The 26,063-nt window shown below is 69.9% G+C and carries 25 protein-coding genes and 1 riboswitch; of the genes, 11 read left to right on the forward strand and 14 right to left on the reverse strand.

Going from position 1 to position 26,063, the window contains the following annotated elements; genetic code table 11:
* Positions 1-117: 117 nt before the first annotated feature.
* Genes ON29_RS27340 through thiO form a run of 3 tightly spaced genes read right to left on the reverse strand, consistent with a single transcriptional unit; the run spans position 118 to position 2,184 of the window.
* Positions 118-903, reverse strand: coding sequence for a thiazole synthase (locus tag ON29_RS27340; RefSeq protein WP_040870695.1), 786 nt, complete (start codon positions 901-903; stop codon positions 118-120).
* A complete protein-coding gene (gene thiS, locus ON29_RS27345) occupies positions 896-1,114 on the reverse strand; it encodes a sulfur carrier protein ThiS (protein WP_040870696.1) in 219 nt (72 codons plus the stop codon). The genes ON29_RS27340 and thiS overlap by 8 nt, the downstream gene beginning before the upstream one ends.
* Positions 1,111-2,184 (reverse strand): glycine oxidase ThiO, encoded by a 1,074-nt coding sequence (gene thiO, locus ON29_RS27350; RefSeq protein WP_040870699.1) that lies wholly within the window; start codon positions 2,182-2,184, stop codon positions 1,111-1,113. Before thiO ends, thiS begins: the two co-directional genes overlap by 4 nt.
* A gap of 58 nt (positions 2,185-2,242) precedes the next feature.
* Here thiO and thiE point away from each other — a divergent pair, with 58 nt between their 5' ends.
* Positions 2,243-2,941 carry a thiamine phosphate synthase gene (gene thiE, locus ON29_RS27355; protein ID WP_040870701.1) on the forward strand — a complete coding sequence of 233 codons (699 nt, stop codon included), beginning with the start codon at positions 2,243-2,245 and terminating at the stop codon, positions 2,939-2,941.
* 9 nt (positions 2,942-2,950) lie between these two features.
* Here the strand turns inward: thiE and ON29_RS27360 are convergent, their stop codons facing one another.
* Positions 2,951-3,643 (reverse strand): NUDIX hydrolase, encoded by a 693-nt coding sequence (locus tag ON29_RS27360; RefSeq protein ID WP_040870702.1) that lies wholly within the window; start codon positions 3,641-3,643, stop codon positions 2,951-2,953.
* A gap of 184 nt (positions 3,644-3,827) precedes the next feature.
* On the opposite strand from ON29_RS27360, the gene ON29_RS27365 reads away from it, so the two are divergent.
* The 3 genes from ON29_RS27365 to ON29_RS27375 all read left to right on the forward strand — a co-directional run bounded on the left by ON29_RS27365 (position 3,828) and on the right by ON29_RS27375 (position 9,176).
* Positions 3,828-5,207, forward strand: a complete 1,380-nt coding sequence (locus ON29_RS27365) for a GlnX family signal transduction membrane protein (protein ID WP_040870886.1) — start codon at positions 3,828-3,830, stop codon at positions 5,205-5,207.
* Entirely contained in the window at positions 5,204-6,187 is a 984-nt protein-coding gene (locus ON29_RS27370; RefSeq protein ID WP_040870703.1) for a glutamate ABC transporter substrate-binding protein, read from the forward strand. Before ON29_RS27365 ends, ON29_RS27370 begins: the two co-directional genes overlap by 4 nt.
* Before the next feature lie 574 nt (positions 6,188-6,761).
* The gene (locus ON29_RS27375; RefSeq protein WP_083864109.1) at positions 6,762-9,176 is read left to right on the forward strand and encodes a serine/threonine-protein kinase; all 2,415 of its coding nucleotides are present in this window, start codon (positions 6,762-6,764) and stop codon (positions 9,174-9,176) included.
* On the opposite strand, the gene ON29_RS27380 is transcribed toward ON29_RS27375, so the two are convergent.
* On the reverse strand, positions 9,173-10,384 hold the full coding sequence (locus ON29_RS27380; protein ID WP_040870704.1) for an acetate kinase: 1,212 nt from the start codon (positions 10,382-10,384) through the stop codon (positions 9,173-9,175). The two genes, ON29_RS27375 and ON29_RS27380, sit on opposite strands and share 4 nt — an antisense overlap.
* Before the next feature lie 28 nt (positions 10,385-10,412).
* Entirely contained in the window at positions 10,413-12,485 is a 2,073-nt protein-coding gene (pta, locus tag ON29_RS27385; RefSeq protein WP_040870706.1) for a phosphate acetyltransferase, read from the reverse strand.
* A 191-nt stretch (positions 12,486-12,676) separates the two neighbouring features.
* Here pta and ON29_RS27390 point away from each other — a divergent pair, with 191 nt between their 5' ends.
* Positions 12,677-13,183, forward strand: a complete 507-nt coding sequence (locus tag ON29_RS27390; RefSeq protein WP_040870707.1) for a nitroreductase/quinone reductase family protein — start codon at positions 12,677-12,679, stop codon at positions 13,181-13,183.
* A gap of 68 nt (positions 13,184-13,251) precedes the next feature.
* On the opposite strand, the gene fgd is transcribed toward ON29_RS27390, so the two are convergent.
* On the reverse strand, positions 13,252-14,262 hold the full coding sequence (fgd, locus tag ON29_RS27395; protein ID WP_040870708.1) for a glucose-6-phosphate dehydrogenase (coenzyme-F420): 1,011 nt from the start codon (positions 14,260-14,262) through the stop codon (positions 13,252-13,254).
* Positions 14,263-14,411: 149 nt separating this feature from the next.
* On the opposite strand from fgd, the gene ON29_RS27400 reads away from it, so the two are divergent.
* Complete coding sequence (locus ON29_RS27400) at positions 14,412-15,218, forward strand: HAD-IIA family hydrolase (protein ID WP_040870710.1); 807 nt, start codon at positions 14,412-14,414, stop codon at positions 15,216-15,218.
* Here ON29_RS27400 and ON29_RS27405 read toward each other — a convergent pair.
* Positions 15,208-15,678, reverse strand: a complete 471-nt coding sequence (locus ON29_RS27405; RefSeq protein WP_040870712.1) for a MarR family winged helix-turn-helix transcriptional regulator — start codon at positions 15,676-15,678, stop codon at positions 15,208-15,210. The two genes, ON29_RS27400 and ON29_RS27405, sit on opposite strands and share 11 nt — an antisense overlap.
* Positions 15,679-15,728: 50 nt before the next feature.
* Entirely contained in the window at positions 15,729-16,358 is a 630-nt protein-coding gene (locus ON29_RS27410; RefSeq protein ID WP_040870713.1) for a type 1 glutamine amidotransferase family protein, read from the reverse strand.
* Positions 16,359-16,440: 82 nt separating this feature from the next.
* Between ON29_RS27410 and ON29_RS27415 the strand changes: the two genes are divergently transcribed.
* Positions 16,441-16,887, forward strand: a complete 447-nt coding sequence (locus tag ON29_RS27415) for an RpiB/LacA/LacB family sugar-phosphate isomerase (protein ID WP_040870714.1) — start codon at positions 16,441-16,443, stop codon at positions 16,885-16,887.
* Positions 16,888-16,929: 42 nt separating this feature from the next.
* On the opposite strand, the gene ON29_RS27420 is transcribed toward ON29_RS27415, so the two are convergent.
* The 3 genes from ON29_RS27420 to ON29_RS27430 form a co-directional block, all read right to left on the reverse strand.
* A complete protein-coding gene (locus ON29_RS27420) occupies positions 16,930-18,144 on the reverse strand; it encodes an O-succinylhomoserine sulfhydrylase (RefSeq protein ID WP_040870715.1) in 1,215 nt (404 codons plus the stop codon).
* Positions 18,141-18,557: a rhodanese-like domain-containing protein gene (locus ON29_RS27425; protein ID WP_040870716.1), complete on the reverse strand. Its 417-nt coding sequence runs from the start codon at positions 18,555-18,557 to the stop codon at positions 18,141-18,143. Before ON29_RS27425 ends, ON29_RS27420 begins: the two co-directional genes overlap by 4 nt.
* A gap of 14 nt (positions 18,558-18,571) precedes the next feature.
* A riboswitch (SAM riboswitch) is annotated at positions 18,572-18,688 on the reverse strand.
* Positions 18,689-18,751: 63 nt separating this feature from the next.
* Complete coding sequence (locus ON29_RS27430) at positions 18,752-19,201, reverse strand: Rv0361 family membrane protein (protein WP_040870717.1); 450 nt, start codon at positions 19,199-19,201, stop codon at positions 18,752-18,754.
* A gap of 375 nt (positions 19,202-19,576) precedes the next feature.
* On the opposite strand from ON29_RS27430, the gene ON29_RS27435 reads away from it, so the two are divergent.
* Positions 19,577-21,040 carry an FAD-dependent oxidoreductase gene (locus tag ON29_RS27435; protein ID WP_245549124.1) on the forward strand — a complete coding sequence of 488 codons (1,464 nt, stop codon included), beginning with the start codon at positions 19,577-19,579 and terminating at the stop codon, positions 21,038-21,040.
* 85 nt (positions 21,041-21,125) lie between these two features.
* Positions 21,126-22,001 (forward strand): amidohydrolase family protein, encoded by an 876-nt coding sequence (locus ON29_RS27440; protein ID WP_040870718.1) that lies wholly within the window; start codon positions 21,126-21,128, stop codon positions 21,999-22,001.
* A gap of 3 nt (positions 22,002-22,004) precedes the next feature.
* Here ON29_RS27440 and ON29_RS27445 read toward each other — a convergent pair whose 3' ends face one another.
* The gene (locus ON29_RS27445; protein ID WP_245549125.1) at positions 22,005-22,502 is read right to left on the reverse strand and encodes a DUF456 domain-containing protein; all 498 of its coding nucleotides are present in this window, start codon (positions 22,500-22,502) and stop codon (positions 22,005-22,007) included.
* A gap of 146 nt (positions 22,503-22,648) precedes the next feature.
* Here ON29_RS27445 and ON29_RS27450 point away from each other — a divergent pair, with 146 nt between their 5' ends.
* Positions 22,649-23,746 (forward strand): CaiB/BaiF CoA transferase family protein, encoded by a 1,098-nt coding sequence (locus ON29_RS27450; protein WP_040870720.1) that lies wholly within the window; start codon positions 22,649-22,651, stop codon positions 23,744-23,746.
* Positions 23,747-24,087: 341 nt separating this feature from the next.
* Here the strand turns inward: ON29_RS27450 and yczR are convergent, their stop codons facing one another.
* A complete protein-coding gene (yczR, locus tag ON29_RS27455; RefSeq protein WP_040870721.1) occupies positions 24,088-25,593 on the reverse strand; it encodes a MocR-like transcription factor YczR in 1,506 nt (501 codons plus the stop codon).
* 30 nt (positions 25,594-25,623) lie between these two features.
* Between yczR and ON29_RS27460 the strand changes: the two genes are divergently transcribed.
* Positions 25,624-25,884, forward strand: a complete 261-nt coding sequence (locus tag ON29_RS27460) for a hypothetical protein (RefSeq protein ID WP_157172916.1) — start codon at positions 25,624-25,626, stop codon at positions 25,882-25,884.
* Positions 25,885-26,063: the final 179 nt, after the last annotated feature.

Here is a 26,063-nt window from a genome sequence, read left to right on the forward strand (position 1 = left end):
CCTACCGAGTGATGCCCCGGACCCGGCCTCGCCACCCAGTAGTGGCCCGCCGGGGTCGGGAGCCCGTTCACGGCCTCCGGGAACTGGCCGGGAGGGTCAGGGACGCGAGTAAGCCGCTCACGGCGCCGGGGACGACGCCTGTGCCCAGAACCGCTTCGGGATGCGCCCGGCCAGCCGGGCCGCATACCCGGCGCGGACGGCGTCCGCCATCGCCGCGGCCATCAGTTCGGGGCGCTTCGCCCTGGTCACGGCCGTGGCGAGCAGTACCGCCGAGCACCCGAGTTCCATGGCGAGGGCGGCGTCGCTCGCGGTGCCGATGCCCGCGTCCAGGATGACCGGGACCTCGGCGTCGGCGACGATCATCTCGATGTTGTGCGGGTTGCCGATGCCGAGGCCGGTGCCGATGGGCGCGCCGAGCGGCATCACGGCCGCGCAGCCTGCGTCCTGCAAGCGGCGGGCCAGCACCGGGTCGTCGTTGGTGTAGGGCAGCACGACGAACCCGTCGTCGACGAGTTGTTCGGCGGCGGTGAGCAGTTCGATCGGGTCGGGCAGCAGGGTGCGCTCGTCGGCGACCACCTCGAGCTTCACCCAGTCGGTGTCCAGCGCCTCGCGCGCCAGCTGCGCGGTGAGCACCGCTTCGGCCGCGGTGCGGCAGCCCGCCGTGTTCGGCAGCGGCGCGATGTCCAGTCGTTTCAGCAGGTCGAGCACGCCGGTGCCGCCCGCGGCGTCGATGCGCCGCATGGCCACGGTGGTCAACTCGGTGCCGGAGGCGATCAGCGCCTCCTCGAGGACGGCGAGGTTCTCCGCGCCGCCGGTGCCCATGATCAGGCGGGAACCGAACTCGCGGCCCGCGATCCGCAGCGGGGCGTCGGCCCTCCCGGATTCCGCCGCAGCCTCAGCCACCTTGGACCGCCGTCAGCACCTCGATCTGCCAGCCGCGCCCGACCGGTTCGTCCCAGCGCGACTTGGGGAACACCGCGCCGTCCACCGCCAGCGCGACGCCACGGCACGGCAGGTCGAGGCGCTCCAGCAGCTCGCGTACGGTCAGCGGCTCGGCGAACTCGTGCTCGTCGCCGTTCACCGTGACACCGATGGGGACGGATGACAGCGTCATCTGCTTCCTCCTACAGTCGTCGAAAAGCGTTGCGGATCGGCAACTTCCGCTTCGGGCGGCATCGCCCCGCCGAGCAGGCCGGTCACCGCGTCCACGGTGAGCGGCACGGTCAGCATGCCGTTGCGGCCGTGCCCGGTGGCCACCACGATCCGGTCGGTGAGCCGGCCGATCAGCGGCAGGTTGTCCGGGCTGCCCGGCCGGGAACCGGCGCCGGCCTCGGCGAGTTCGTATTCACCGATGCCGGGAAACACCGCCTCCGCGTCGGCGATCAGATCGCGAACGCCCGCCACGGTGACGGCGGTGTCGAAACCCGCTTCGTACTGCGTGGCGCCGACGACGATGCCCTCGGCGCGCGGCACCAGGTATACCGCCCGCCCGTGCACCCGGGCCCGGATCACCCGGCGCGGCGCGGGCGCGACGCCCGGCCGGTGCCGCAGGCGCAGGATCTCGCCCTTGACCGGGCGGACCGGCAATTCCGGCCACAACGCCGCCGACGCGGCTCCCGCGGCGAGCACGACTTGGTCGTGGGGAAGGTCCGTCAGCGAGTCTACGGACTCGGCGCGCACCACGACGCCCGCCGCCTCGGCCGCCTGCCGCAGTGCGGCGAGCAGCTTGCGGTTGTCGATCGCGGGTTCGGTGGGCGCGAGCAGCGCGGCGCGCACCGTTCTGGCCAGGCCGGGTTCCCGCTCGCGAACTCCGGCGCGGTCCAGCATCCGCAGCTCGTGCCCGCGGCTGCCGACCCAGTCGGCCACGGTGCGCAGGTCGGCCGCGTCGGCCGCGTCCAGCGCGACGGTCATGGTCTCGTCCGCCACGAAGACCGACACGCCGGTCGCGGCTTCGAGCCGGGCGGCGAAGCCGGGCCAGCGGGCCAGCGACGCCGCGCCGAATTCGAGCACCCGGTCCTCGCCGGGCCAGCCTTCCGACAGCGGTGCGAGCATTCCTCCGGCCACCCAGGAGGCCCCGGTCGCGACCGCCGGATCGAGCAGCGTGACCGACCAACCGGCCTCGGCGGCCCGCCAGGCCACGGCGAGCCCGATGGCGCCGCCACCGACGACGGCCAGAGTCCGCATCCCGATCCACCTGCCTCCTGTTTCGCATCCCCACGGTAGCGCGGCTACGGTCGAAGGCGTGCAACCCTCCCACCCGAATCGACCCGCCTCGCCGCGGGAGCGTCTGGCGAACGCGCGGCTGTATCTCTGCACCGACGCACGCCGGGAGAAGGGCGATCTGGCGAAGTTCGCCGAGGCCGCTTTCGCAGGCGGAGTCGACATCATCCAGCTCAGAGACAAGGGATCACCGGGCGAAGCGAAGTTCGGTCCGCTCGAGGCCAGGGCCGAACTCGGCGCGCTGGCCGAACTGAAATCCGCCGCGCGCAGGCACGGCGGGCTGGTCGCGGTGAACGATCGCGCCGACATCGCCCTCGCCTCCAGCGCCGACGTGCTGCACCTCGGGCAGGGCGACCTCCCGCCCTGGTACGCGCGCCGGATTCTCGGGCCCGAGGTGGTGATCGGACGATCCACGCACAATCGGGCGCAGGCCGGGCTCGCCGCGATCGACGAGCACATCGATTACTTCTGCACCGGACCGATCTGGGCGACCCCGACCAAACCGGGCAGGCAGGCGGCGGGCCCGGAACTGATCCGCTCCACCGCGGAAGCCCATCCCACCCGGCCCTGGTTCGCGATCGGCGGGATCGACGCCGAGAACCTCGCGCAAGTGCTGGAAGCGGGGGCGACGCGGGTCGTGGTGGTGCGCGCGATCACCGAAGCGCGCGACCCGGAAACCGCCGCGCGCGAGCTGAAAACGGCGCTGCTGGCGAACGCGTGAGCGGCGCGGTCAGGAAAGCACCTGTCCGCGGGTGAACGAAAGCGCGGTCTCCACCGCCGTGCTTCCGGCCGAGGCCGGCTCCGTGACCTGCGCGCCCGGCTCGTCGACGATCCTGGCGTAATCGCCAGGCCCGGCCGGATCCGAGTGCAGCCAGACGAAACCGAGGTCGGCGAGGTCGAGCGTGCGCGGCAGCGCGGCGGCGACGGCTCGGTCGCCCGCGATCTCGGCGAGCAGCACCCGCGCGGGCGCGGCGCGCAGGGTGGGCCAGGACGCCGCGAAGCCCGGATGCAGCGGGCGGGCGTCGACCTCGTCCTCGGGGACCCAGGCCAGCTCGGTGCTTTCGCGATTACCGGTGGTCGGGAGCGTCATCACCGCGTCGGCGACGACCGTCGTGTAGGTCCAGCCGCTCAGGGCCGACGCCGTCACCCGCTCGCCGCGCACCCGGACGTCGGCGGGATCGATGCCCGTCTCCTCCCAAGCCTCGCGGACCGCCGCGTGCACGGACGTCTCGTGGCTGTCGCGCGCCCCGCCGGGCAATGCCCAAGTGCCGCCTTGATGGCTCCACGGAGCGCGGTGTTGCAGCAGCACCGCCGAACCGCCCTCGGCCAGCGGAGCGCGCAGGAGGAGTCCGGCGGCGCCGAAGCGACCCCAGTGCCGCAGCCCGTCCGGGCCCAGCGACCAACCGTCACCGTCACCACGCATCTCGTACCCATCCTCGTCCAGCTGCGGCAGCGCCCACCATCGTTTCCTCCCAACCGAGGGTGTTTCACACGCAACGGCTCCCGTACGACCACAATAAACTCCGCACCAACACGCACGGGTCGATCGGATATTCGGTCCAACCGTCGAGAAATCCGCGTACGCGGCCCAAACTGGGGAGGTGGACATGGCTAGCTCCGAGCCGACGACGGCCGAACTCCGGCCATCGTCCGTGCCCGAGCCCGCCGGTCGGGACGATCCGGGCGGGCTGAGCGTCGCGGTGGTGCGCGAGCGTCTCGACCTGGCCAACCTGCGCTCGTTCGCCAATTCCTCACCCGGACGGCTGATCGCGCTCGGGCTGCTGTTGATCGGATTGTGCCTGGCCGCGGGTTCGATGACCGCCGCGACGGTCGGTGACCGGCAGCAGAGCCTGGACGTGCTGCTCTACGACACCGAACCGGACGCCGATTCCGCGCATCGGCTATACACCTCGCTGTCGATCGCCGACGCCGCGGCGAGCACCGCCTTCATCGCGGGCGGGCTGGAGCCGCAGGCGGTGCGGGATCGCTACACGCAGGCACTGGGCGAAGCGGCCGCGGAGTTGGTGACCCAATCCGACCGGGCCGGGCCGGGCGCGGCGATCGATCCGGATGCGCGGCTGCGCACCGGCATAGTCACCGGCCTGCCGGTGTACTCAGGTCTGGTGGAAACCGCACGGACGAACAATCGCAGCGGATATCCGGTCGGCGCCGCGTATTTGAGCGAGGCGTCCAACCAGATGCAGACGACGCTGCTGCCGATGGCCGAGGAACTGCACAACCATCGCTCGGCGGCGGTGACCGACGCGCAGCGCAACCACGTGCGTCCGCCGTGGACCGCCATCGGCCTGCTGATCCTCACCCTCGGCGTGCTGGTCTGGGTGCAGCGGGATCTGGCGCGACGCTGGCGTCGGGTGCTCAATCCCGGCCTGTTGCTCGCGTCGGTGGCCATGCTGATCCTGCTGGCATGGACGGTGATCGCGGGTTCGGTGTCGGCGGCGTCGATGATCAGCGCCCGCGACGACGGCGCGGTACCTTCCTCGCGTCTGACCGAGAGCCGGATCCTGGCGCAGCAGGCGCGCGCCGCGGAGACGTTGAAGCTGGTGCGCCGGGACGCGAGCGGCGACTACGACCGCACCTACGACGCGGACATCGAACGGCTCGCCGACCTGATCGGCAACTATCCCGGCTCCGCGCCCGCGGCGGGCGAGGTGCGCAACGCCGTTCCGGCGCTGGCGCGCTGGCGGGTGGCGCATCAGCGGATGAACGACGCGCTGGCCAAGGGTGATTTCAACAGCGCGGCCGTGGTGGCGACCGGTCCCGGCTCCGCCGACGCCACCGTGCAGGTGGAGGCGCTGGACCGTTCGCTCGAGCAAGGTATCGCCGCGACCAGGAACACGCTGCGCGACGAGATCTCCCAGGCCGCACGCGTCCTGGACTTCCTGGGCGCGGGAGCGATGGTGCTCGGCGTCCTGGCGGCAGGCTATGTCGGACTGGGCATATGGCCCCGGCTTCGGGAGTACCGATGAGATCCGCCCGCGGCATTCTGGTGGCCGCCGTCCTCGTGGTCGCGCTGACGGGCGGCTGTGCGAGCGATTCCAGCGCGCCGGTGTCGAACAAGACGCCCAAGTACACCGATTCCCCGTTTCCCGCCAGAGCCGTTCCGGTGCTGACCGATTCGCCGGTCCCGCCGCCGCCGGGCACACCGCGCTGCGGAGACCCGACCGCCAGTCTGCGCCCGAGCGGCGCGGGGGCGGGCGCGCGCGGACCGACGATCGATGCGATCCGGGCGCGCGGCAGGCTGCTCGTCGGCCTGGACACCGGCAGCAATCTGTTCAGCTACCGTGACCCGATCTCCGGCGCCATCGTCGGTTTCGACGCCGACATCGCCAGGGAGGTGGCCCGCGACCTGCTCGGCAGCCCGGATCTGATCGAATTCCGCAGTCTCGGCTCCGCCGAGCGCGAGACCGCGTTGCAGAACCGCACCGTCGACCTGGTCGCCAAAACCATGACGATCACCTGTGAGCGGCGCGAGAAGGTCGCGTTCTCCACCGTCTACTTACACGCCAACCAACGGGTGCTAGCGGTGAAGAACTCCGGGATCCGGAGTCTGGCCGATCTGGCGGGCCGACGGGTGTGCATCGTCTCCGGCACCACGTCGCTGGAGCACATGCGCCGCGACCAACCCGCCGCGACCATCCTCACCGTACCGAGCTGGGCCGATTGCCTGGTCGTCCTGCAACAGCGCCAGGTGGACGCGGTGAGCACCGACGACGCCGTCCTCGCGGGCCTTGCCGCGCAGGACCCGTACACCGAGCTGGTCGGCGGCAGCATCAGCGAAGAGCCGTACGGCATCGGCATCACCAAAGGCAACGATGATCTCGTGCGATTCGTCAACGGCACGCTGGAACGCGTCCGTAACGACGGCACGTGGGTCGGGCTGTACCAGAAATATCTCACCGTCCTCGGTCCCGTTCCCGCCCCGCCCGCACCTACCTATCAGGACTGACCGGCCGATGAGCACACGGCCCGCCCCCGAGCCCGACCCGGACGAAACCGCCCCGGGGCGGCCCGGCCCGGCCGAGGTGTTCGAGGACGGGTGCACCGGAGCGGCCGGGCGTCATCCGGGCGCGGCGGCGAAACCGCCGCGCGGAGACCACCCGGGCACCCGGCACCTGGATGCTCACTCACCGGCAACCGGCAGGCGGGTGGGCTCGATCGATCCGGAATCGCCTGTGGCCGAGGAGCTTCAGCACACGGTCCACACGCCGGTCGACCGTATGGCTGCCTCGCCGGGCACGGTCGCCTGGCACCGTGCCGAGGACGCGGACCCGCCAGGTGCGGCGCGGGACCCGTCGGTCGCTCGAGACACCGCACGAGCCGCCTCCGGCGAGGTCCCGGGCAGCACCGGTGAAGACCAGCCCGCCGCACCGACACGGAGCGCGGGCACGGAGCAAGAAGCATCGTCCGCGAAATCGGCGCAGCCAGCCGCCGAGCAAGACTCGGACGCAACCCGCATGCAGGTCAACCGTCCGCACACATCGGCACAGGCAGCCGCCGAGCAAGACTCGGACGCGACCCGCATGCGGGTCAACCGTCCGGACACGCCATCGGTCACGACGGAACAAACAGCGGCCGACCAAGACTCTGACCCGACCCGGGCACAGGTCGACCATCCGGACACGCCGTCGGGCACTGTCGCGTGGGTGCGCGACTCCGGACCGGAGAAGCCCCCGGCGTTCGCGCCGGACGAAATCCCCGGCACGGAAAAGGCGGGCGATCAGCCGATGACCGCGGCGGCGGAACCCGATGAAACGCGCCGCACCGCATCCGAACCCACGTCGTCGCCGCTGCGCACCTCCGGACGCAGCGTGCGCAGCGCGCGCACCCGTCCGGCGGTGCGGCGGCTCGGCGCGGGACTGGTGCCGATCCCGACGGTGACGCCCGCCGATCCCCGCGACGCCGTCCTCACCGACGCGGTGGTCTCCGAGGGCAGGCGATTCTGCTGGCGCTGCGGCAAACCGGTCGGCCGGGCGACGGCGACCCGGCCCGCGACCACGGCGGGCACGTGCGCGACCTGCGAGGCGCCCTTCGACTTCCGCCCCACGCTGCACGCGGGCGACATGGTGGCGGGGCAGTACGAGGTGCAGGGCTGCATCGCCCACGGCGGACTCGGCTGGATCTACCTGGCGATCGACCGCAATGTCAGCGATCGCTGGGTCGTGCTGAAGGGCCTGCTGCACAGCGGTGACGGCGAAGCGCAGGCGGTGGCCATGGCCGAACGCCAGTTCCTGGCCGAGGTGGCGCACCCGAGCATCGTCAAGATCTACAACTTCGTCGAGCACACCGGCGCCGGCGGCACACCGGTCGGCTACATCGTCATGGAGTACGTGGGCGGCCGGTCGCTGCGCGACATCCTCGACTCCTACGAACGCCCGAAGCGCATGCCGGTCGCCGAGGCGATCGCCTATCTGCTGGAGATCCTGCCCGCGCTGGAGTACCTGCACTCGACCGGCCTGACCTACAACGATCTCAAGCCCGACAACGTCATGGTCACCGAAGACCAGGTCAAGCTGATCGACCTCGGCGCCGTCGCCACCGTCGAGGCATACGGAAACCTCTACGGCACCAGGGGTTTCCAGGCGCCGGAGGTCGCGCGAACCGGCCCGACCGTCGCCTCCGACATCTACACCGTGGGGCGCACGCTGGCCGTGCTGACCCTGCGCATGCCTTCGGAGCACGGACGCTACCTCGACGGGCTCCCCGATCCCGTCGACGAGCCGGTGCTGGCGCGCTACGAGTTCTTCCATCGACTGCTGCTGTGTGCCACCGACCCGGACCCGCGGCGGCGCTTCCCCTCCGCCCGTGCGATGTCCGCGCAGCTGTCCGGCGTGCTGCGGGAGATCCTCGCGTTGGAGACCGACACCGAGCACCCGCAGTTGTCCACCGTCTTCGCGCCGCCGCGGACCAGTTTCGGCACCGAGGAGCTGATCAGCCAGACCGACGCCTACACCGACGGCCGTCCGCGCAGCAGCATGCTCGACGCCCGCGACGTGGTGGCCGGGTTGCCGATCCCGCTGCTCGATCCGGCCGATCCGTCCGCATCCCTGCTCTCGGCGGCGGTGCATCCCGAGCCGGACCACGCGCTGGAGGCGCTGCGCACCGTCCGCGAACGAGCCGAGGCCGATCCCGGCAACGCCCCGGAGACACTCGATCTGGAACTTTCCCTCGCCGAGGCGCGCGTGCGGCTCGATCTACGGGAGTCGGCCACCGTCCTGGACCTGCTCGCGCGGTTGCCCGAGCGAGAGTGGCGGGTGAGCTGGTATCGCGGTATGGCCGAGTTGCTCGATCGGGAGTACGAGCGCGCCTTCTCGAATTTCGACGAGGTCCTCCGTGTGCTCCCCGGCGAGCTGGCTCCTCAGCTCGCCCTCGCCGCCACGGCCGAACTCATTCTCCAGCATTGGGATTCGCCGGATCCCGAGCAATGGCGCGCGTACGCCGAGAAGGCGTACGAGACCGTGTGGCGCACCGACCGCACCGTGGTGAGCGCTGCCTTCGGGCTGGCCAGGCAGCTGGCCGCGGACGGCAGGGTGGACGAGGCCGTGCGGGCGCTGGACGCCGTGCCCGCCGCGTCGCGGCATTTCACCACCGCGCGGATGACCGCCGTGCTGTTCCTGCTCACGGCCGCACCGGTGGCCGATCTCGACGAGGCAACCCTGCACATCTCGGCGTCCCGGGTGCTGGGCCTGCCCACGGGCGAGAGTCGGGCGGTGCAGATGCGGGTGCTGGTGCTCGGTGCGGCCTTGGCCTGGCTGCAAGCGGGCAACACGCCGAAACGTCCCGATGCCACCCTGTTCGGCGCGCCGTTCACCGAACGCGAACTGCGGACCGGCACCGAGGCGGGGCTGCGCTCGCTGGCCCGCGGAGCGCCCGATCGCCAGCATCGCTACGCGCTCGTCGACCTGGCGAATGCTATTCGCGCGAAGACCTGGATCTAGCCGCGCCGCTCGACCAGTTGCCGTGCGGCACGGGCGATGGCCAGCTCCTCGTTGGTCGGCACCACGAGCACCGCGACCGGCGCCCCGGACGGTGAGATGAGTCGCGCGGCACGGCTTTCCGCGGTGTTGGCCACCGGATCGACTTCGATGCCGAACCGGCTGAGCCCGGCCAGGGCGTCGGCGCGCACCTGCGGACTGTTCTCCCCGACCCCGGCGGTGAAGGTGATCGCGTCGACCCCGCCGAGTTCGATCAGATACGCCCCGAGGTAACGCCGCAGCCGATGGATGTACACGTCGTAGGCCAGCCGCGCGGCCTCGTCCCCGCTCGCGATGAGGCGCCGCAGTTCGCGGAAATCGTTCACGCCGGACAGGCCCTTGATGCCGGAATCCCGATTGAGCAGGGCATCGATCTGGTCGATGTCCAGGTGTGCCGACCGCGCCAGATGCGCGACGATGCCGGGATCGAGATCGCCGGACCTGGTGCCCATCACCAGCCCTTCCAGCGGGGTGAGGCCCATGCTGGTGTCGACCGGCCGACCGCCTCGGATGGCCGACGCCGACGCGCCGTTGCCGAGATGGAAGACGATCTGGTTCAGCTCGGCGGGGTCGCGGCCGAGCAGCTCGGCCGCGCGGCCGGACACGTACTCGTGCGAGGTGCCGTGGAAGCCGTACTTCCGGATGCCGTGCGCGGCGGCCACTTTGGCGTCGATGGCGTAGGTCTTGGCGGCGGCGGGCAAGTGGTGGAAGAACGCCGTGTCGAACACGGCGACCTGCGGCACTCCCGGCAACAGCGCCCGCGCGCTCTCGATCCCGGCGACGTTGGCCGGATTGTGCAGCGGCGCCAGCGCGGCGAGTTCGGAGATCGAGGCCACCACGTCGTCGTCGATCAGGGTGGGCCGGTAGAACACCTCGCCGCCGTGCACCACCCGGTGCCCGACCGCCCGCACGCCCTCGCGTACCAGATCATGGCCCGTCGCGGCGAAGGTGTCGAAGACCAGCCGCAACCCGGCGGCGTGGTCGGCGATCGGCTCGCGGCGCTCGGTGGTCTCGCCGTCGACGCGATGCTCGAGCCCGCCCTCGTCCTCACCGATCCGCTCGACCATGCCGGAAGCCGCGACCAAGCCCGAATCGGGATCCAGCAGTTGATATTTGATGGACGAGGAGCCGGAGTTGATCACCAGCACCATGTTCTCGGCCGTCTCGCTCATCGAACCTCCCGCATCCCGCCCGCCCGCATCAACTCTCCTGCGCCTGAATGGCGGTGATCGCCACGGTGTTGACGATGTCGGCCACCAGTGCGCCGCGCGACAGGTCGTTGACCGGCTTGCGCAGACCTTGCAGCACCGGTCCGATCGCGATCGCGCCCGCGCTGCGCTGCACCGCCTTGTAGGTGTTGTTGCCGGTATTGAGGTCGGGAAACACGAACACCGTCGCGCGGCCGGCCACTTCGGAATCGGGCAGCTTGGCGTCGGCGACGGTCGGTTCGATCGCCGCGTCGTATTGGATCGGGCCCTCCACCGGCAGCTCCGGCGCGCGTTCGCGCGCCAGCTTGGTCGCCACGCGCACCTTGTCCACGTCGGCCCCGCTGCCCGATTCGCCCGTCGAATACGACAGCATCGCGACCCGGGGTTCGATGCCGAAGCGTTCGGCGGTCGCCGCTGAGGAGATCGCGATATCGGCCAGCTGTTGTGCCGTCGGGTCCGGCACGACCGCGCAGTCACCGTAGGCGAGCACCCGGTCGGCCAGGCACATGAGGAACACGCTGGAGACGGTGGAGACCCCTTCCACCGTCTTGATGATCTCCAGCGAGGGCCGGATGGTGTGCGCCGTGGTGTGCGCCGCGCCGGAGACCATGCCGTCGGCGATCCCCTTGTGCACCATCATGGTGCCGAAATACGAGATGTCGGCGACGGTTTCGCGGGCCCGCTCCACCGTCATGCCCTTGTGTCTGCGCAGTTCGGCGTACTCGGCGGCGAACTCGTCCAGGTAACCGGAGGTGCGCGGGTCGAGCACCTGCGCGGCGGAGATGTCCACCCCGAGTTCGGCGGCACGCGCGCGCACCGTCGTCTCGTCGCCCAGGATGACCAGGTCGGCGATTTTGCGCTGCAACACCCGGCCCGCGGCGCGCAGGATACGGTCGTCGTCGCCCTCGGGCAGCACGATGCGCTTGCGATCGGCTCGTGCGCGCTCGATGAGCTGGTATTCGAACATCTGCGGCGTGACCACCGGACTGGGCGGAACATCGATGCGCCGCAACAGTTCCACGGCGTCCACGCGTTCTTCCATCAGCGCCAGGGCGGTGTCCACCTTGCGCGGGTTGCCCGCGGACATCCGGCCGCGGGTGCGGTAGGCGGCCCCTGCCGTGTCGTAGGTGCCGAGTTCGGTGGTGAGGATCGGCAGTTTGGGCTTGAGCCCGGTCATCAGCCGCGCCACCGCGGGATGCGGCAGCAGGCCACCGTTCATGATGATGCCCGACAGCGACGGAAAGCCCTCCGCCTCGTGCGCGTTCACGACGCTGAGCAGCACGTCCGACCGATCGCCCGGCGCGATCACCACCACGCCCTCGACCAGCCGTTCCAGGATGTGTTCCGCCGTCATGCCGCCGACCATGATCTTCAGCGCCTCACGGTGCAGCAATTCCGGATCGCCGCTGTACATCTCGCCGCCGATGGCGGTGCACAGCTCGGCCATGGTCGGCGCGATCAACAGCGGCACCTCGGGCAGCGTCCAGGAGGGGACGTCGAAGCCGCGCAGCGCCGCGGCCACCTCGTCGAGCCGCTGCGGGTCGCAGCGATTGGCGATGACGGCGACCAGCTGCGCGTGCTCGTGGGCCAGCTCGGCCGCGCACAGGTCGGCCAGTTGCTTCACCTCGTCCGGGGTGCGTCCGGCGCCGCGCACCACCAGCAGCACCGGTGCGCCCAGATTGACCGCGATCCTGGCGTTGAAGCGCAACTCGCTCGGGCTCGCCACGTCGGTGTAGTCGCTGCCGACCACGACCACCGCGTCGCACATCTTGGCGACCTCGTGGAAGCGCAGCACGATCTCGCTGATCGCCGCGTCCGGGTCGGCGTGCACCTGCTCGTAGGTGGTGCCGATCGCCTGCGCGTAGTCGATGTCCGCCGTGCTGTGCTCGAGCAGCAGTTCGAGGATGTAGTCGGGCTCGGTGGTCGAGCGCGTGATCGGCCGGAACACGCCGACCCGCGCGGTCGTCGCACACAGCATCTGCAGCACCCCGAGGGCCACCGTCGACTTGCCGGTGTCGCCCTCGGGAGAGGCGATGTACACGGCGGATAGAGCGTTGTCGGCCATGCCGCAGAGCTTAGTGAACCGAGGGCAACCGGGCCGCGCCGCGCGACGGCGATCACTCGCCGGGCAAGCGAGCGCGGCCGCCGCAGGGCCGCCCCGGAACACTCCAGGCCGTGAGGCCGAGCGGTAGCGAAGGGTTCAGCGGTATCGGTGACGCCCTCACCGGCCGCTTTCCGCCCCGCTATAGTCCGGGCATGGCTGAGCAATTTCCGGATCGGCAGTGGGGTTCGCGCACCAACCTGTTCGCCCGCGCGGCAAGCAGATTCGCGGCCACCAAGCCGGGCTCCCGGCTGGTCCGCGCCCTCACCCCGCTGGACCGGGCGGTCCTGGAGCGCACCGGCGCCAAGTACACCGTGCTCGGCCCGATCGGCGCGCCGGTCATCCTGCTCACCACCATCGGACGCAAATCGGGGCAGCCGCGCACCCAGCCGTTGCTCTACGTGCACGACGGCGACACGCTCTATGTGATCGGCAGCAACTTCGGCCAGGCACACCACCCCGCCTGGACCGCCAACCTCCTGGCGAACCCCACCGCCACGGTAGCGATAGCAGGCGAACGCATCCCCGTAACCGCCACCCCCGTGGAAGACCCGGACAAAACCCCCATTTTCCAACGCTTCGTCGACATCACCGGCGCCTACTCCGCCTACCGCTCCCGCACCACCCGCGACCTCCGCATCTTCGCCCTCCGCCGGGCATGACGCCGCGAGTGGCACACCACCGCGGCATCGGCCGAAAGGGCCTCGCCGTGGTGCGCCACTCGTGAACGTCAGGCCAGGGCGCGCAGGCGGGGGGCGAGGTCGCGCTGGAAGAGGTCGAGGAAGCGGCGCTGGTCGTGGCCGGGAGCGTGGAAGACCAGGTGGTTGAGGCCGGCGTCGAGGTAGGGCTTGATCTGGGCGACCGCCTCGTCGGGGTCGCTCGCGACGATCCAGCGCTTGGCGATCTGTTCGATGGGCAGCGCGTCGGCGGCGGCCTCCATCTCGATCGGGTCGGTGATGCTGTGCTTCTGCTCCGCGGTGAGCGAGAGCGGGGCCCAGAACCGGGTGTTCTCCCTGGCCAGTTCGGGATCGGTGTCGTAGGACAGCTTGATCTCGATCATCCGGTCGATGACCTCCACGCTGCGCCCGGCCTTCGCGGCGCCCTCGGCGACGGCGGGCATCAACTTCTCGGTGTAGAGGTCCATGCCCTTGCCCGACGTGCAGATGAAGCCGTCGCCCGCGCGTCCGGCGTACCGCGCGACCAACGGGCCGCCCGCGGCGATGTAGATCGGGATGCCGCCCTTGGGCACGTCGTAGATGGAGGCGCCGACGGTCTTGTAGTACTCGCCGTCGTAATCGACGCGGTCGCCGGTCCACAGTGCGCGCATCAGGTCGACCGCCTCGCGCAGCCGCGCGAAACGCTCCTTGAACTCGGGCCATTCGCCGGTGTATCCGGTGGCGATCTCGTTGAGCGCCTCACCGGTGCCGACCCCCAGCATGACGCGATCCGGGTACAGGCAGCCCAAGGTGGCGAAGGACTGCGCGATCACCGCGGGGTTGTAGCGGAAGGTAGGGGTGAGCACCGAGGTGCCGAGCTGGATGCGCTGGGTGCGCTCGCCGACCGCGGCCAACCAGGCCAGCGAGAAGGGCGCGTGCCCGCCTTTGTGCCGCCAGGGCTGGAAATGGTCGCTCACGGTGGCGCTGTCCAAGCCGTGTTGCTCGGCCAGCACCGCGATCTCGACGAGCTCACGGGGGCCGAACTGCTCCGCCGATGCCTTGTATCCGAGCTTGAGTCCGCTCATCTGCCACGCTCCTCGCGTTTCGTTTCGCTGCCATCGCGATCCGTTCTCGACAGTAGTCAACGCTGCCGCCTCCGCGCCGACGGCCTGGCGCGGATGATCTTCACAGCCTCCCGGTCGTGGCCGTTCCGGTCGCGGGGCGATAGCGGATAATGGCCCGCGTGACCGCAGACGAGCCGATCCTGTCCTACTTGACCGATATGGACGGCGTGCTGGTGCACGAGGACCATCTCATCCCGGGCGCCGACAAGTTCCTCGCCGAACTGCGCGCCAACGACACACCGTTCCTGGTGCTGACCAACAACTCGATCCGCACCCCGCGCGATCTACAGGCGCGGCTGCGCCACACCGGGCTCGACATCCCGGAAGAAGCGATCTGGACCTCCGCGCTGGCCACCGCCACCTTCCTGAACGAACAGCGGCCCAACGGCACCGCGTACGTGGTGGGCGAATCCGGGCTCACCACCGCCTTGCACGAGATCGGCTACGTGCTGACCGACAGCGATCCCGATTACGTCGTGCTCGGCGAGACCCGCACGTACTCCTTCGAGGCGATCACCACCGCGATCCGGCTGGTCGAGCGAGGCGCCCGCTTCATCGCGACCAATCCGGACCCGACCGGTCCGTCCCGGGACGGCTCGCTGCCCGCGACCGGCTCGGTGGCCGCGCTGATCACCCGCGCCACCGGCCGCGACCCGTACTACGTCGGCAAGCCGAACCCGCTGATGATGCGCTCCGCGCTGCGTCGCATCGGCGCCCATTCCCAGTCGACGGTGATGATCGGCGACCGGATGGACACCGACGTCATCTCCGGCCTCGAGGCGGGCATGCGCACCATCCTGGTCACTTCCGGCATCTCCACCCGCGCGTCCTTCGAGGCCTTCCCCTACCGCCCCACGATGGTGGTGGACTCCGTCGCCGACCTGATCGGGAAGACCGGGTCCCCGTTCACGGATTGAGCGGTGCGTCCCGGTCGCCGTCCGTGGTGATCGCGTCCACGGCGGCGGACAACGCGGTGAGCGCCTCGACCGTGCGCGCGAGCTGTTCGTATCCGAGCTCGTCCACGAGCCGTTCGGCCATCACCTTGTGCCGCGGGTTGATGCGGCGTACCGCGGCCAGCCCCGCCTCGGTGATGGCGACGAGTTTCGCGCGGCGGTGCGCGGGATTGGGCCGGTATTCGGCGAGCCCCTTGTCCACCAGCAGATCCGCGATGCGTTGGACGCTCTGCCGGGTGATGCCCATTTCGCGGGCGATGCCAGCGACGGGCAGCGGCGCGCGCGTCACCGCACCGAGCACCTGCCACCAAGCGGCGGTCAGACCCGCCGGTCGGGCCAATTCCTCGGCCACCGCGAGGAACTGACCGTTCAGGCGGAACGACGTGATCGCCGCCGTGGCGAACAACTCCTGTTCAGGGGTCATGCGGCACCTCCCGATGTCGGCGATCCGGGCGGATCACCGGCAATTCTCGCTTACGCGTGCTGCGCGTCGTACTCCGCGAGCACCGCCCAGCCGCCGGGGTCGGCGTGTGCGAACAGCCGGTACCAGCCGTCCAGCACGTGCGGCTCGTACACGCCGAGCCTGCCGAGCACCTCGCGCGCGAACTCGAACGGCGCGCTCGCGCTGGCGGTGATCACGTCACCGTCGGTGACGGCCGGGGCGTCGACATAGTGGTCCGCGCCCGAATAGCCGCTGTAGCGCAGGAATTCCGCGACATTGCTGGTGTGCTCGCGGTTGTCGAGCAGGCCGGCCTTGGCCAGGCCGAACGTCGCGCCGCAGATCGCGGCGACCGGCACGCCCGCGTCGACGAACTCGCGCGCCTTGTGCGCGAACGGGTCCAGCTCCGGCCCCTCCCAGGTCTCCGCCCCCGGCAGGATCAGCATCGCGCTGTCGGCGGGCGTGAGATCGGCGAGCACGACGTCCGGCACGATGCGCATGCCGCCCACGGTGGTGATCGGCTCCGCGCTCGGGCCGACCGTCTTCACCTGCCAGGTTCCCGGCTCCCGGTGCCAGCTCGGCTTGTTGATGTGCGCGGTGGCCGCGCCCACCTCCCAGTCGGCGAGCGTGTCGTAAACGGCCATGTGCACTGTCTTCGTAGGCATGACAGTATGCTGTCATATTTGACAGTATACTGTCAATACCGAAGCGCGACTCTCTCGATGAACCGGCAACTACGCTGGGAGCATGCGAATCTCGGTGGCGGCGGACGAGCGGGTCGGCGTGGCCCGGGAACTGATCGACGAGCTGGGCAAGCGCGGCCACGAGATCCTGCCGCACGGCGCGCTGTGCGACACCGAACGCGACGACTGGGCATGGGCCAGCGAGGCGGCGGCCCGTGACGTCGCTTCCGGTGAGGCAGACCAGGCGATCGTCTGCTGCTGGACCGGCACCGGCGCCTCGATCGCGGCCAACAAGGTCCCCGGCGTGCGCGCCGCGCTCTGCGCCGACGCTTCGACCGCGGCGGGCGCCCGCACCTGGAACGACGCCAACGTCCTCGCCCTGAGCCTGCGTTCGACCTCCAGCGCCGAACTCCGGGAAATCCTCGACGCCTGGTTCACCACCGAACCGAGCACAGGCCCCGACGATCAGGCCAACATCGCCCATCTCTCCGAGATCGAACAGCGAGCCTGACGCAGGCGCCCTACCCGATCCGCATGCGACCGCCGAGACGGATCAGGACAGGGCGCGGTCGAGGTCGTCGAGGAGGTCTTCGACGTCTTCCAGGCCCACCGAGATACGCACGACGCCGTCGGTCAGGCCGATGGTGGCCCGGCCTTCGGGCCCCATGGCGCGGTGGGTCGTGGTAGCCGGGTGCGTGATCAGGGTCTTCGCGTCACCGAGGTTGTTGGAGATGTCGACGATGCGCAACCGGTTGAGGACTTCGAAAGCGCGCTTCTTCGCCTCGTTCTCGGGTGCGCTCAGCTCGAAGGTGATCACGGTGCCGCCCGCGCTCATCTGACCGGTGGCCAGCGCGTACTGCGGATGAGATTCCAGGAACGGGTAACGCACCCAGCTGACGGCCGGGTTGCCCTCCAGGAAACGGGCGATGCGCAGCGCGGATTCCGCCGAGTGGCGCACCCGCAGCGGCATCGTCTCCAGGCCCTTGAGCAGGGTCCACGCGTTGAACGGGCTCAGCGCCGGGCCGGTATGGCGCATCAGCGTTTTCACCGGGCCGTCGATGTAGTCCCGGGCGCCGAGGATCGCGCCGCCGAGCACGCGGCCCTGCCCATCGATGTGCTTGGTGCCGGAATAGACCACCACGTCGGCGCCGAGTTCGAAGCCACGTTGCAGCAGCGGAGTGGCGAACACGTTGTCCAGCACCACTTTCGCGCCCGCGGCGTGTGCCAACTCGGTCACCCGGCGCACGTCGACCAGGGTCTGCATCGGATTGGCGGGCGTCTCGAAGAACACCGCCTGGGTGGGCACCGACAGCGCCTGCTCCCACTGGTCGAGATCCTCGCCGTCGACGAAGACGGTCTCCACGCCCCAGCGCGGCAGGATCTCGTTGCACACCACGAAGCACGAGCCGAACAGGCTGCGCGCGGCGACGAGCCGGTCACCGGCCTTCAGCAGCGCGCCCAGCGCGGTGAACACCGCGGACATGCCGCTCGCGGTGGCGAAGCACGCCTCGGCGCCGTCGATCAGGCGCATCCGCTCCTCGAACATGGCCACCGTGGGGTTGCCGTAGCGGGAGTACACGAAGTGCTCGGCCTCGCCGGTGAAGGCGGCCTCGGCGGCCTCGGCGCTCTCGTAGACGAAGCCGGAGGTCAGATAGAGCGCCTCGGCGGTTTCCTCGAAACCGGAGCGCCGCAGCCCGCCGCGCACGCCCAGCGTCGCGGGACCGACGCCGTCGGGCAGCGGCTTGTCGAACGCGCCGCCGGTGATCACGACTGCCGCCAGGGCAATCCGAGGGCACGCCAGCCCGCGCCGCCGCGATGCCCGAATTCGTCGAGCGGGCCCTCGAATCCCTCGAGCACGTTGTAGGAGGTGCGGTAACCCGCCGACGTGGCGGCTATCGCCGCACCGATCGAACGCTGACCGGAGCGACAGAGGAAGACGACGGGAGCCTCGGGATCGTGGCCGTCGAGCGCCTGCTTCAACTGCTCGACGAACGTCTCGTTGCGCGCGCCCGTGGAATCGACCCACTCGATCAGCACGGTCGGCCGTTCGATCGAACTGGTGTCGGGGACGCCGACGAACTTCCATTCCGCTTCCGTCCGCACGTCCACGAGGACGGCGTCGGGATCGTCCCGCAGCAGCTCCCAAGCCTGCTGTGGAGTGATGTCACCGGCATAACTCATGTGCACCTCCTGCGAATCCGCACTTGCCGCGCCCGGGACCGGGGCGCCGCCAGGTCGTCACCCGGAGCACCCCACCGCGGAGGAGGGTTGCCGACCAGTAATGCCGGGGCTTGACACTGGTTCTCATGACCTTCGACTGAGATTGCACCGACCCGGGTCACCCTGTCAAACGGTGGCGCACACTGCGCGAACGCTCAGGTGCAGACCAGCCACTTACCGCCGGATCGGGTGAGATTCCAGGTCGAGGTCCGCTCCTGCCCGTCCACCTTCGTGGTCACGGTCGCCTTCCCCCGGTCGCCGTCCATGATCGGACTGTCGATTTTCGTGATCTCGACCGGCTTTCCGGTGCCGTCCTGCCCCGCCAGCGGCGAGCGGGTCGCGTCGAAACCCTCGCACGCGGTGCCGGGCGGCGGCACGGCGTCGCTGCGGTTGGAGCCGTCGACGAAGTTGCGGACGGCCGCCGCGATGCGGTCGGCTTCTGTGACATTTTTCTCAGCGGGCGACAGCACGCCGCCGAGCACGATCGCGATCAGCACGATCGCCGCGACCACCGCGGCCGCGATGAACGGTGCCGCCGAGCGCTTGTCGGTCTGATCGACGCGGATGATCTCGTCCTCGCCCGGGGTCGGCTGCTGTTCGGTCATGGCTCGATGATCCCTGGTCGGCGCGGGTATCGAGCGCTCGGCCCCCGGTTGCGGACCGGGGCGGCGCCGGCCGGGTTCTGGCGTCCGCGATAGGCCGCGCGCGAGCGGGTAAGCGACGATTGTGGCTTTCGACGGCATCCGCCGAGTTCACGCACCGACGCGGGGCGGCATCGGCCATCCCGATAGAATCGCGGGACGGCGGCCTGCTGTCATAGCGAATCGGCAGCTCCACGCCGCGGCGAACGGAGCACCGTGCAGCCACTAGCCGGCAACGCAGGCGTGCGCCCCGAGGGCGCGACCGAGCCGGTGCGTCAACTTAGCCTAAGCTAAGCCAGACGTCATTAATTGTTTCGACCGTAAGGTGCGCGTAAAGAGATGACCGAACAGAGTGCAGTAGAGGATGGCGGTGTTCGCGAGCCCTCCGTGGTGACGCAGGCTTCCTCCGCCGGGCCTGACGCGCACACCGCGAGGACCCGCCCGCTCCGCATCGCGATCGTGGGCGCCGGACCGGCCGGGATCTACGCCGCCGACGCATTGATGAAGTCCGATGCCGATGTGAGCATCGACCTGTTCGAGCGCATGCCCGCGCCGTTCGGGTTGATCCGCTACGGCGTCGCGCCGGACCACCCGCGGATCAAGGGCATCATCACCGCCCTGCACAAGGTGCTGGACAAGCCGCAGGTGCGCCTGCTGGGCAATATCGACTACGGCACCGACATCACGCTGGACGACCTGCGGGCCTTCTACGACGCGGTGATCTTCTCCACCGGCGCCAACGCCGACCGCGCCCTGCCCATCCAGGGCATCGATCTCGACGGATCCTTCGGCGCGGCCGACTTCGTCTCCTGGTACGACGGCCACCCCGACGTCCCCCGCACCTGGCCGCTGGACGCGGAGAAGGTCGCCGTCCTCGGCGTCGGCAACGTCGCTCTCGACGTGGCCCGCGTGCTGGCCAAGACCGGCGACGAGCTGCTGCCCACCGAAATCCCGCCGAACGTCTACAAGGGCCTCAAGGCCAACAAGGCCGTCGAGGTGCACGTCTTCGGCCGCCGCGGGCCCGCCCAGGCCAAGTTCACCCCGCTGGAACTGCGCGAACTCGACCACTCCCCCACCATCGAGGTGATCGTCGACCCCGAGGACATCGACTACGACGAAGGCTCCGAAGCCGCGCGCAGGCATTCCAAGCAGGTCGACATGGTCGCCAACACGCTCGAGCAGTGGGCCATCCGCGACGCCGGTGACCGGCCGCACAAGCTGTTCCTGCACTTCTTCGAATCCCCCGCCGAGGTGCTCGGCGAGAACGGCAAGGTCGTCGGCCTGCGCACCGAGCGCACCCAGCTCGACGGCACCGGCAACGTCAAGGGCACCGGCGTGTTCAAGGACTGGGACGTGCAGGCGGTCTATCGCGCCGTCGGCTACCTGTCGCAGAACCTGACCCAGCTGCCGTTCGACGACCAGGCGGGCACCGTGCCGAACGAAGCGGGTCGCGTGATCGCCGACGAGAACGCCGACGGCGCCGCACGCTACATGCCCGCGACCTACGTCACCGGCTGGATCAAGCGCGGCCCGGTCGGCCTGATCGGCCACACCAAGGGCGACGCCAACGAGACCATCGCCTGCCTGCTGGACGATGCTCCCGGCTTCACCCCGGCGCAGCGCCCCGAGCCCGAGGCCGTCACCGAGTTCTTGGAGAGCAAGGGCATCCCCTTCACCACCTGGGCCGGCTGGTACCGCCTCGACGCGCACGAACGCTCCCTCGGCGAGCCGGAGGGCCGCGAGCGCGTCAAGGTCGTCGAGCGCGAGGACATGCTGCGCGCCAGCGAACCGCACAAGGTCTGATCACCCCGGCTGCGACCGATTCCGCTGCCACAGCGACACCCCGGCTGTGGCAGCGGAAAATTCGACCCTGAGGCATTCTGTACAAGTGTTCGATGCCCACCTGCACATCTTCGACCCGCGATTTCCGCTGGCCGAGAACGAGGGCTATCTGCCCGACCCGTTCACCATCGCCGATTACCGCAAGCGCATGTCGCGCTTCGACGTCGCGGGCGGCGCGGTGGTCAGCGGGTCGTTCCAGGGCACGGACCAGACCTATCTGAAGGCCGCCCTCGCCGAACTCGGCGAGGGCTGGGTCGGCGTCACCCGGCTCGACTTGGACGCCACCGACGAGGAAATCCTCGAACTGGACCGCATCGGCGTGCGCGCGCTGCGGTTCAACCTCAAGCGGGCGGCGGCCGACATCACCGGAATGACGTTGCAGGCGTTGCGCGCGCACGAACTGGCCGGCTGGCACGTCGAGGTCTACATCGACGGCACGATGCTGGCGTCGCTGCAACCGGTCATCTCCAAGCTGCCCGCGCTGTCGGTCGACCATCTGGGCATGTCCGCGGAGGGGCTGCCCTTCCTGCTGGATCTCGTCGACCGCGGAGCCAAGGTCAAGGCGACCGGTTTCGGCCGGGTCGCGATGAACGTGGCCGACACGCTGCGCCGCGTCCACGCGGTGAATCCCGAAGCCCTCATGTTCGGCACCGACCTGCCCGGCACCAGGGCCGGACGCCCGTTCCGTGACTCGGACGTGGATCTGCTCTGCGACGTGGTGGGCACCGACATGTACGCGGTGCTGGAGGACAACGCGCGCGCGTTCTACCGGCTCCCGGCCCGTGAGCGTGTGGTCAGCGACGATCCGGCCCCCACGCTGCCGCTGTACCGCCCGGAACCGCCGACCCTGCGGCTGCGCCGCGACGGACTCCCGGAAAACCGGGCGGGCGACACGATTCCGTTTCCCGCCATCGATCGGTAGCGCTCAGACGGCGAAGACGCCGACGAGCCAGACCCCGGTGGCCAGCAACGCGCCGAACAGTTCGATCAGGATGGACAGGCCGACGCCCTTCAACGCGTGCACCGTCGCCTGCCACGCCTCCCGGTTGACCCGCAGCCGCTGGAGTTCCGAAAGATACACACCGAGAACGAAACCCACGAACAGGCCGATCACCGGGATCACGAAGAAACCGACGATGCCGAGGACCGCGCCGAGGAAGACCGCCCGGCCCGCCACGCCCGCGTCCTTCATCTTGCGTCCGGGCCAGGTGTATTTGACGACGCCGGAAAGCGCCAGCAACAACGCGCTGATCGCGAAAACCGTCCACGCCGTCGCGCCACCGGTGAGGAAGGCCCAGACGCCGATGGCCGCGAAGATCAGGATGACGCCCGGCAGGATCGGCACGACGACCCCGACGAGGCCGACCAGAATCGCGAGGCCGGCGAGAAGGTTGTACCACCCCTGATCAGACAGCGCTTCCACACGTGCAGCCTAGGGCGGCGCACAGCCGCGGGCGAGCCGTAGCGGCGCGGCGTTATTGTCATACTGTCAATACATCCCTTCCGGTCGCGTCCGGGAGGACGCACCGGTCACCGGTGTGCTGGATCAACGACGAACCGAGGTAGGGCGTGAGCACTCCATCCACCGCCAAGCAGGGCCCGCTCGCGGGCATCAAGGTCATCGAGCTGGCCGGCATCGGCCCCGGTCCGCACGCCGCGCTGCTGCTCGCCGATCTGGGCGCCGACGTGGTGCGGGTGCAGCGCGCGGGTCAGCTGCCGGGCGGATTCGACCGCCCGCAGCTGCGCGGCCGGACCATCGTCGAGGCCAACCTCAAGGATCCCGCCGACATCGAGAAGGTGCTCGGCCTCGTCGAGAAGGCGGATGTGCTGATCGAGGGCTTCCGCCCCGGCGTCACCGAGCGGATGGGCCTGGGTCCGGACGACGCGCTGGCCCGCAACCCGCGCCTGGTCTACGGACGGATGACCGGCTGGGGCCAGGAGGGCCCGCTGGCCGACCGCGCGGGACACGACATCAACTACATCTCCATCACCGGCGTGCTGCACGCCATCGGCCGCAAGGGCGAACGCCCGGTCCCGCCGCTGAACATGGTGGGCGATTTCGGCGGCGGCTCGATGTTCCTGGTGTTCGGCATCCTCGCCGCGCTGGTCGAGCGGCAGCAGTCCGGTAAGGGCCAGGTGATCGACGCGGCCATGGTCGATGGCGCCCTTGCCCTTTCGCACATGATCTGGGGCATGCGCGGTTCGGGCGCCTGGTCCGACGAGCGCGGCGTCAACCTGCTCGACACCGGAATGTCGTTCTACGACACCTACGAGACCTCCGACGGCAAGTACATGGCGGTCGGCGCGATCGAACCGCAGTTCTACGCCCAGTTGCTCGCCGGCCTGGAGATCGACGCGGACGGCCTGCCCTTCCAGCTCGACCCCGCCGGGCAGGACACGCTGAAAAAGCTGTTCACCGAGCGTTTCCGGACCAAGACCCGGGACGAGTGGTCCGAGATCTTCACCGGCACCGACGCGTGCGTCTCGCCCGTGCTCACCTTCGAGGAGGCAACGCGCAACGAGCACATCGCGGCCCGCGGCTCTTTGCTGGAGCTGGACGCCATCACCCAGCACGCCCCCGCGCCGCGATTCTCCCGCACTCCCAACGGGATTCCGACCCCGCCGCCCACCACCGCGACGCCGATCGAGTCGGTCTGGGCGGACTGAGCATCCGACGGGGTGCCATGGCGCGTCGCCCGGCACTCCGTCTCGCTGCGGGTAATTGAAAATTTCAACATACCAACCGGTTCGACAGTTCGGCACCGGGCCTGCCATACTGTCCGCGAGCAGGTGGCTTTCGAGGTCAGCGAACTTCCCCGGGCATCGTCCGGTCCGCTCCTTGACCACCGCTCGAGTTGGAGGCCGAGGCACCGTGCGAGCTTCCGCACGCCGCCCGAGCACGACGGGGGCCAGTCCCGAGGGGTGACCGGCCACTCGTGCCCGGCGGCGCTCGGAGGGGAGTGCAGCCGGCGGAGGCTCCCTCCCCCGATCTGAACAGTGAAATCTCCTCAGTAGCAGGTCAACGGCGTCAGTGGGTCCGCGGCGCGGGGCGTCAGCGCGGCGTAGGCGGACGCGATGGCCTTGACCGCCAAGCGCAATTCGGGCTCCCGGTGGGTGAACGGCAGCCGCAGGAACCGTTCGAACGCCCCCTGTACGCCGAATCGAGGCCCGGCCGCGAGCAATACGCCATGGTTGGGCGCCGTGGCGGCGAGCGCGGTGGAGACCGAGGTCGGCAGCTGCGCCCACACCGACATGCCGCCCGCGCCGACGGTGACGCGCCAGTCCGGTAGTTCCTCGGCGAGCGTGTCGAGCAGAGCGGCACGCTGCGAACGCAACTGGTCGCGGCGGCGGTCGAGAATCACGTCCGCGTGCGCGAGCAGGTGCACGGTGGCCAGCTGGTCCATGACGGGGGTACCCAGGTCGACGGTGGAGCGGATGCCGAGAAGCTTGGTGATCAGCGTCTGATTGGTCCGTATCCAGCCGACCCGCAGACCGCCCCAGAACGATTTCGAGGCCGAGCCGATGGTGATGATCTCGGAGCCTTTGGCGAAGGCGGCGACCGGCGGCGGTGCGATGTCCGCGCCGAGGCCGAGATCGGCCATGGATTCGTCGATCACGACGGTCATCCTGGTATCCCTGGCGATGGCGGCCAGTTCGGCGCGGCCGTCGGTGTCCAGCAGCAAGCCGGTCGGGTTGTTGTAGTCCGGCACCAAGTAGGCCAGGCTCGCCGCGGTCTGCCGGGCGGCACTGCGAATTCCGTCGAGATCCCAGCCGCCCGCCGGATCCTCCGGCCGCAGCGGCACCGGCACCGGCCGGGCGCCGACGTCGCGGATCGCCTCGATGGCGTTCGGATAGGTCGGGTGATCGATGAGCACACGGGCGGCGGGGGCGGTCAGCACGTTCAGCAGCAGGCGCAGGCCGTGCTGGGCGCCGAGGGTGACCAGGATCTGGTCGGGTTCGGTGGGCAGCCCGCGCGCGGTGTAGCGGCGGGCGATCGCCTCCCGCAGCGCCAGCACGCCGACCGGGTCCATGCCGTGCGTGCCGAGGTAGGCCGGAATTCCTTCCAGGGCCACGGAATACGCGTCCTGCATTTCCAGCGGAGCGGCCATCGCGGCATAGGTCATGTCGATGGTCGGTAGTTCGGGCGAGGCCATCATCGCCAGGATGCTCCTGGCCGGTTTGACGCCGTCGTGCTGCACGTCCCGGGGCAGGGCCACCGTGCTGCGCGAGCCCTGGCGGCTGATCAGGTAGCCGTGCTCGCGCAGCAGCGCGTAGGTGGAGGTGATGGTGGTGCGGCTGACCCCGAGAGTGGCGGCGAGATCGCGTTCGCTGGGCAAGGCGACACCCAGCGGTGCGCGACCGTCGTGGATCAGCAGCCGGATGCCCTCGGCGAGGGCCAGGTAGGCCGGACGGGTGGAGCGCCGCCCGGCCGGATCCGGATCACCGTCGTGCACGTGCCGCCAACGGCCCAGATCGCGGGCCAGGCTGCCCGCGCCGATCACTCTCGTAGCCATGCGGTCCAGTATCGGCCGATTGGATATTCCTTGGCAAGGCCAGTAGCGCGCACGCTGGCGGACATGACCGCCCTCGCCACCCTGTTCCTGGTCGCCCTGTCCGGCTACCTGATCCACCGCTTCGCGCCGAAACGCGACGAGCGCGCCTTCCGTCTCGAGCGCTTCCACCCGGGCACGCCGATGTCCGACCACACCCCTTCACACTACGATTACCAGCGTCGATACTCCGATCTCGCCGCGATACACGGCCGACTGGATGTGCCGGATCCGGGCTTGTCCGGCGGCGCGTAATGCGCGCGAACAGCGCTGCGAGAAGCCACGACGCCCGCACCAGGCCAGTGCGGCGGCCGCCCGCGGTCGCGCCGTGGCGTTTTCGCCGCCCGCACCCGGCTCGAATGGGGCACTTAAAAGGCCAGTTCTGAATAACTGGACTGTTAGTTGCGTATTTGTCGGTCCCACGGTGCAAACTT

The organism is Nocardia exalbida NBRC 100660 (assembly GCF_000308575.1).
Classification (GTDB): Bacteria; Actinomycetota; Actinomycetes; order Mycobacteriales; family Mycobacteriaceae; genus Nocardia; species Nocardia exalbida.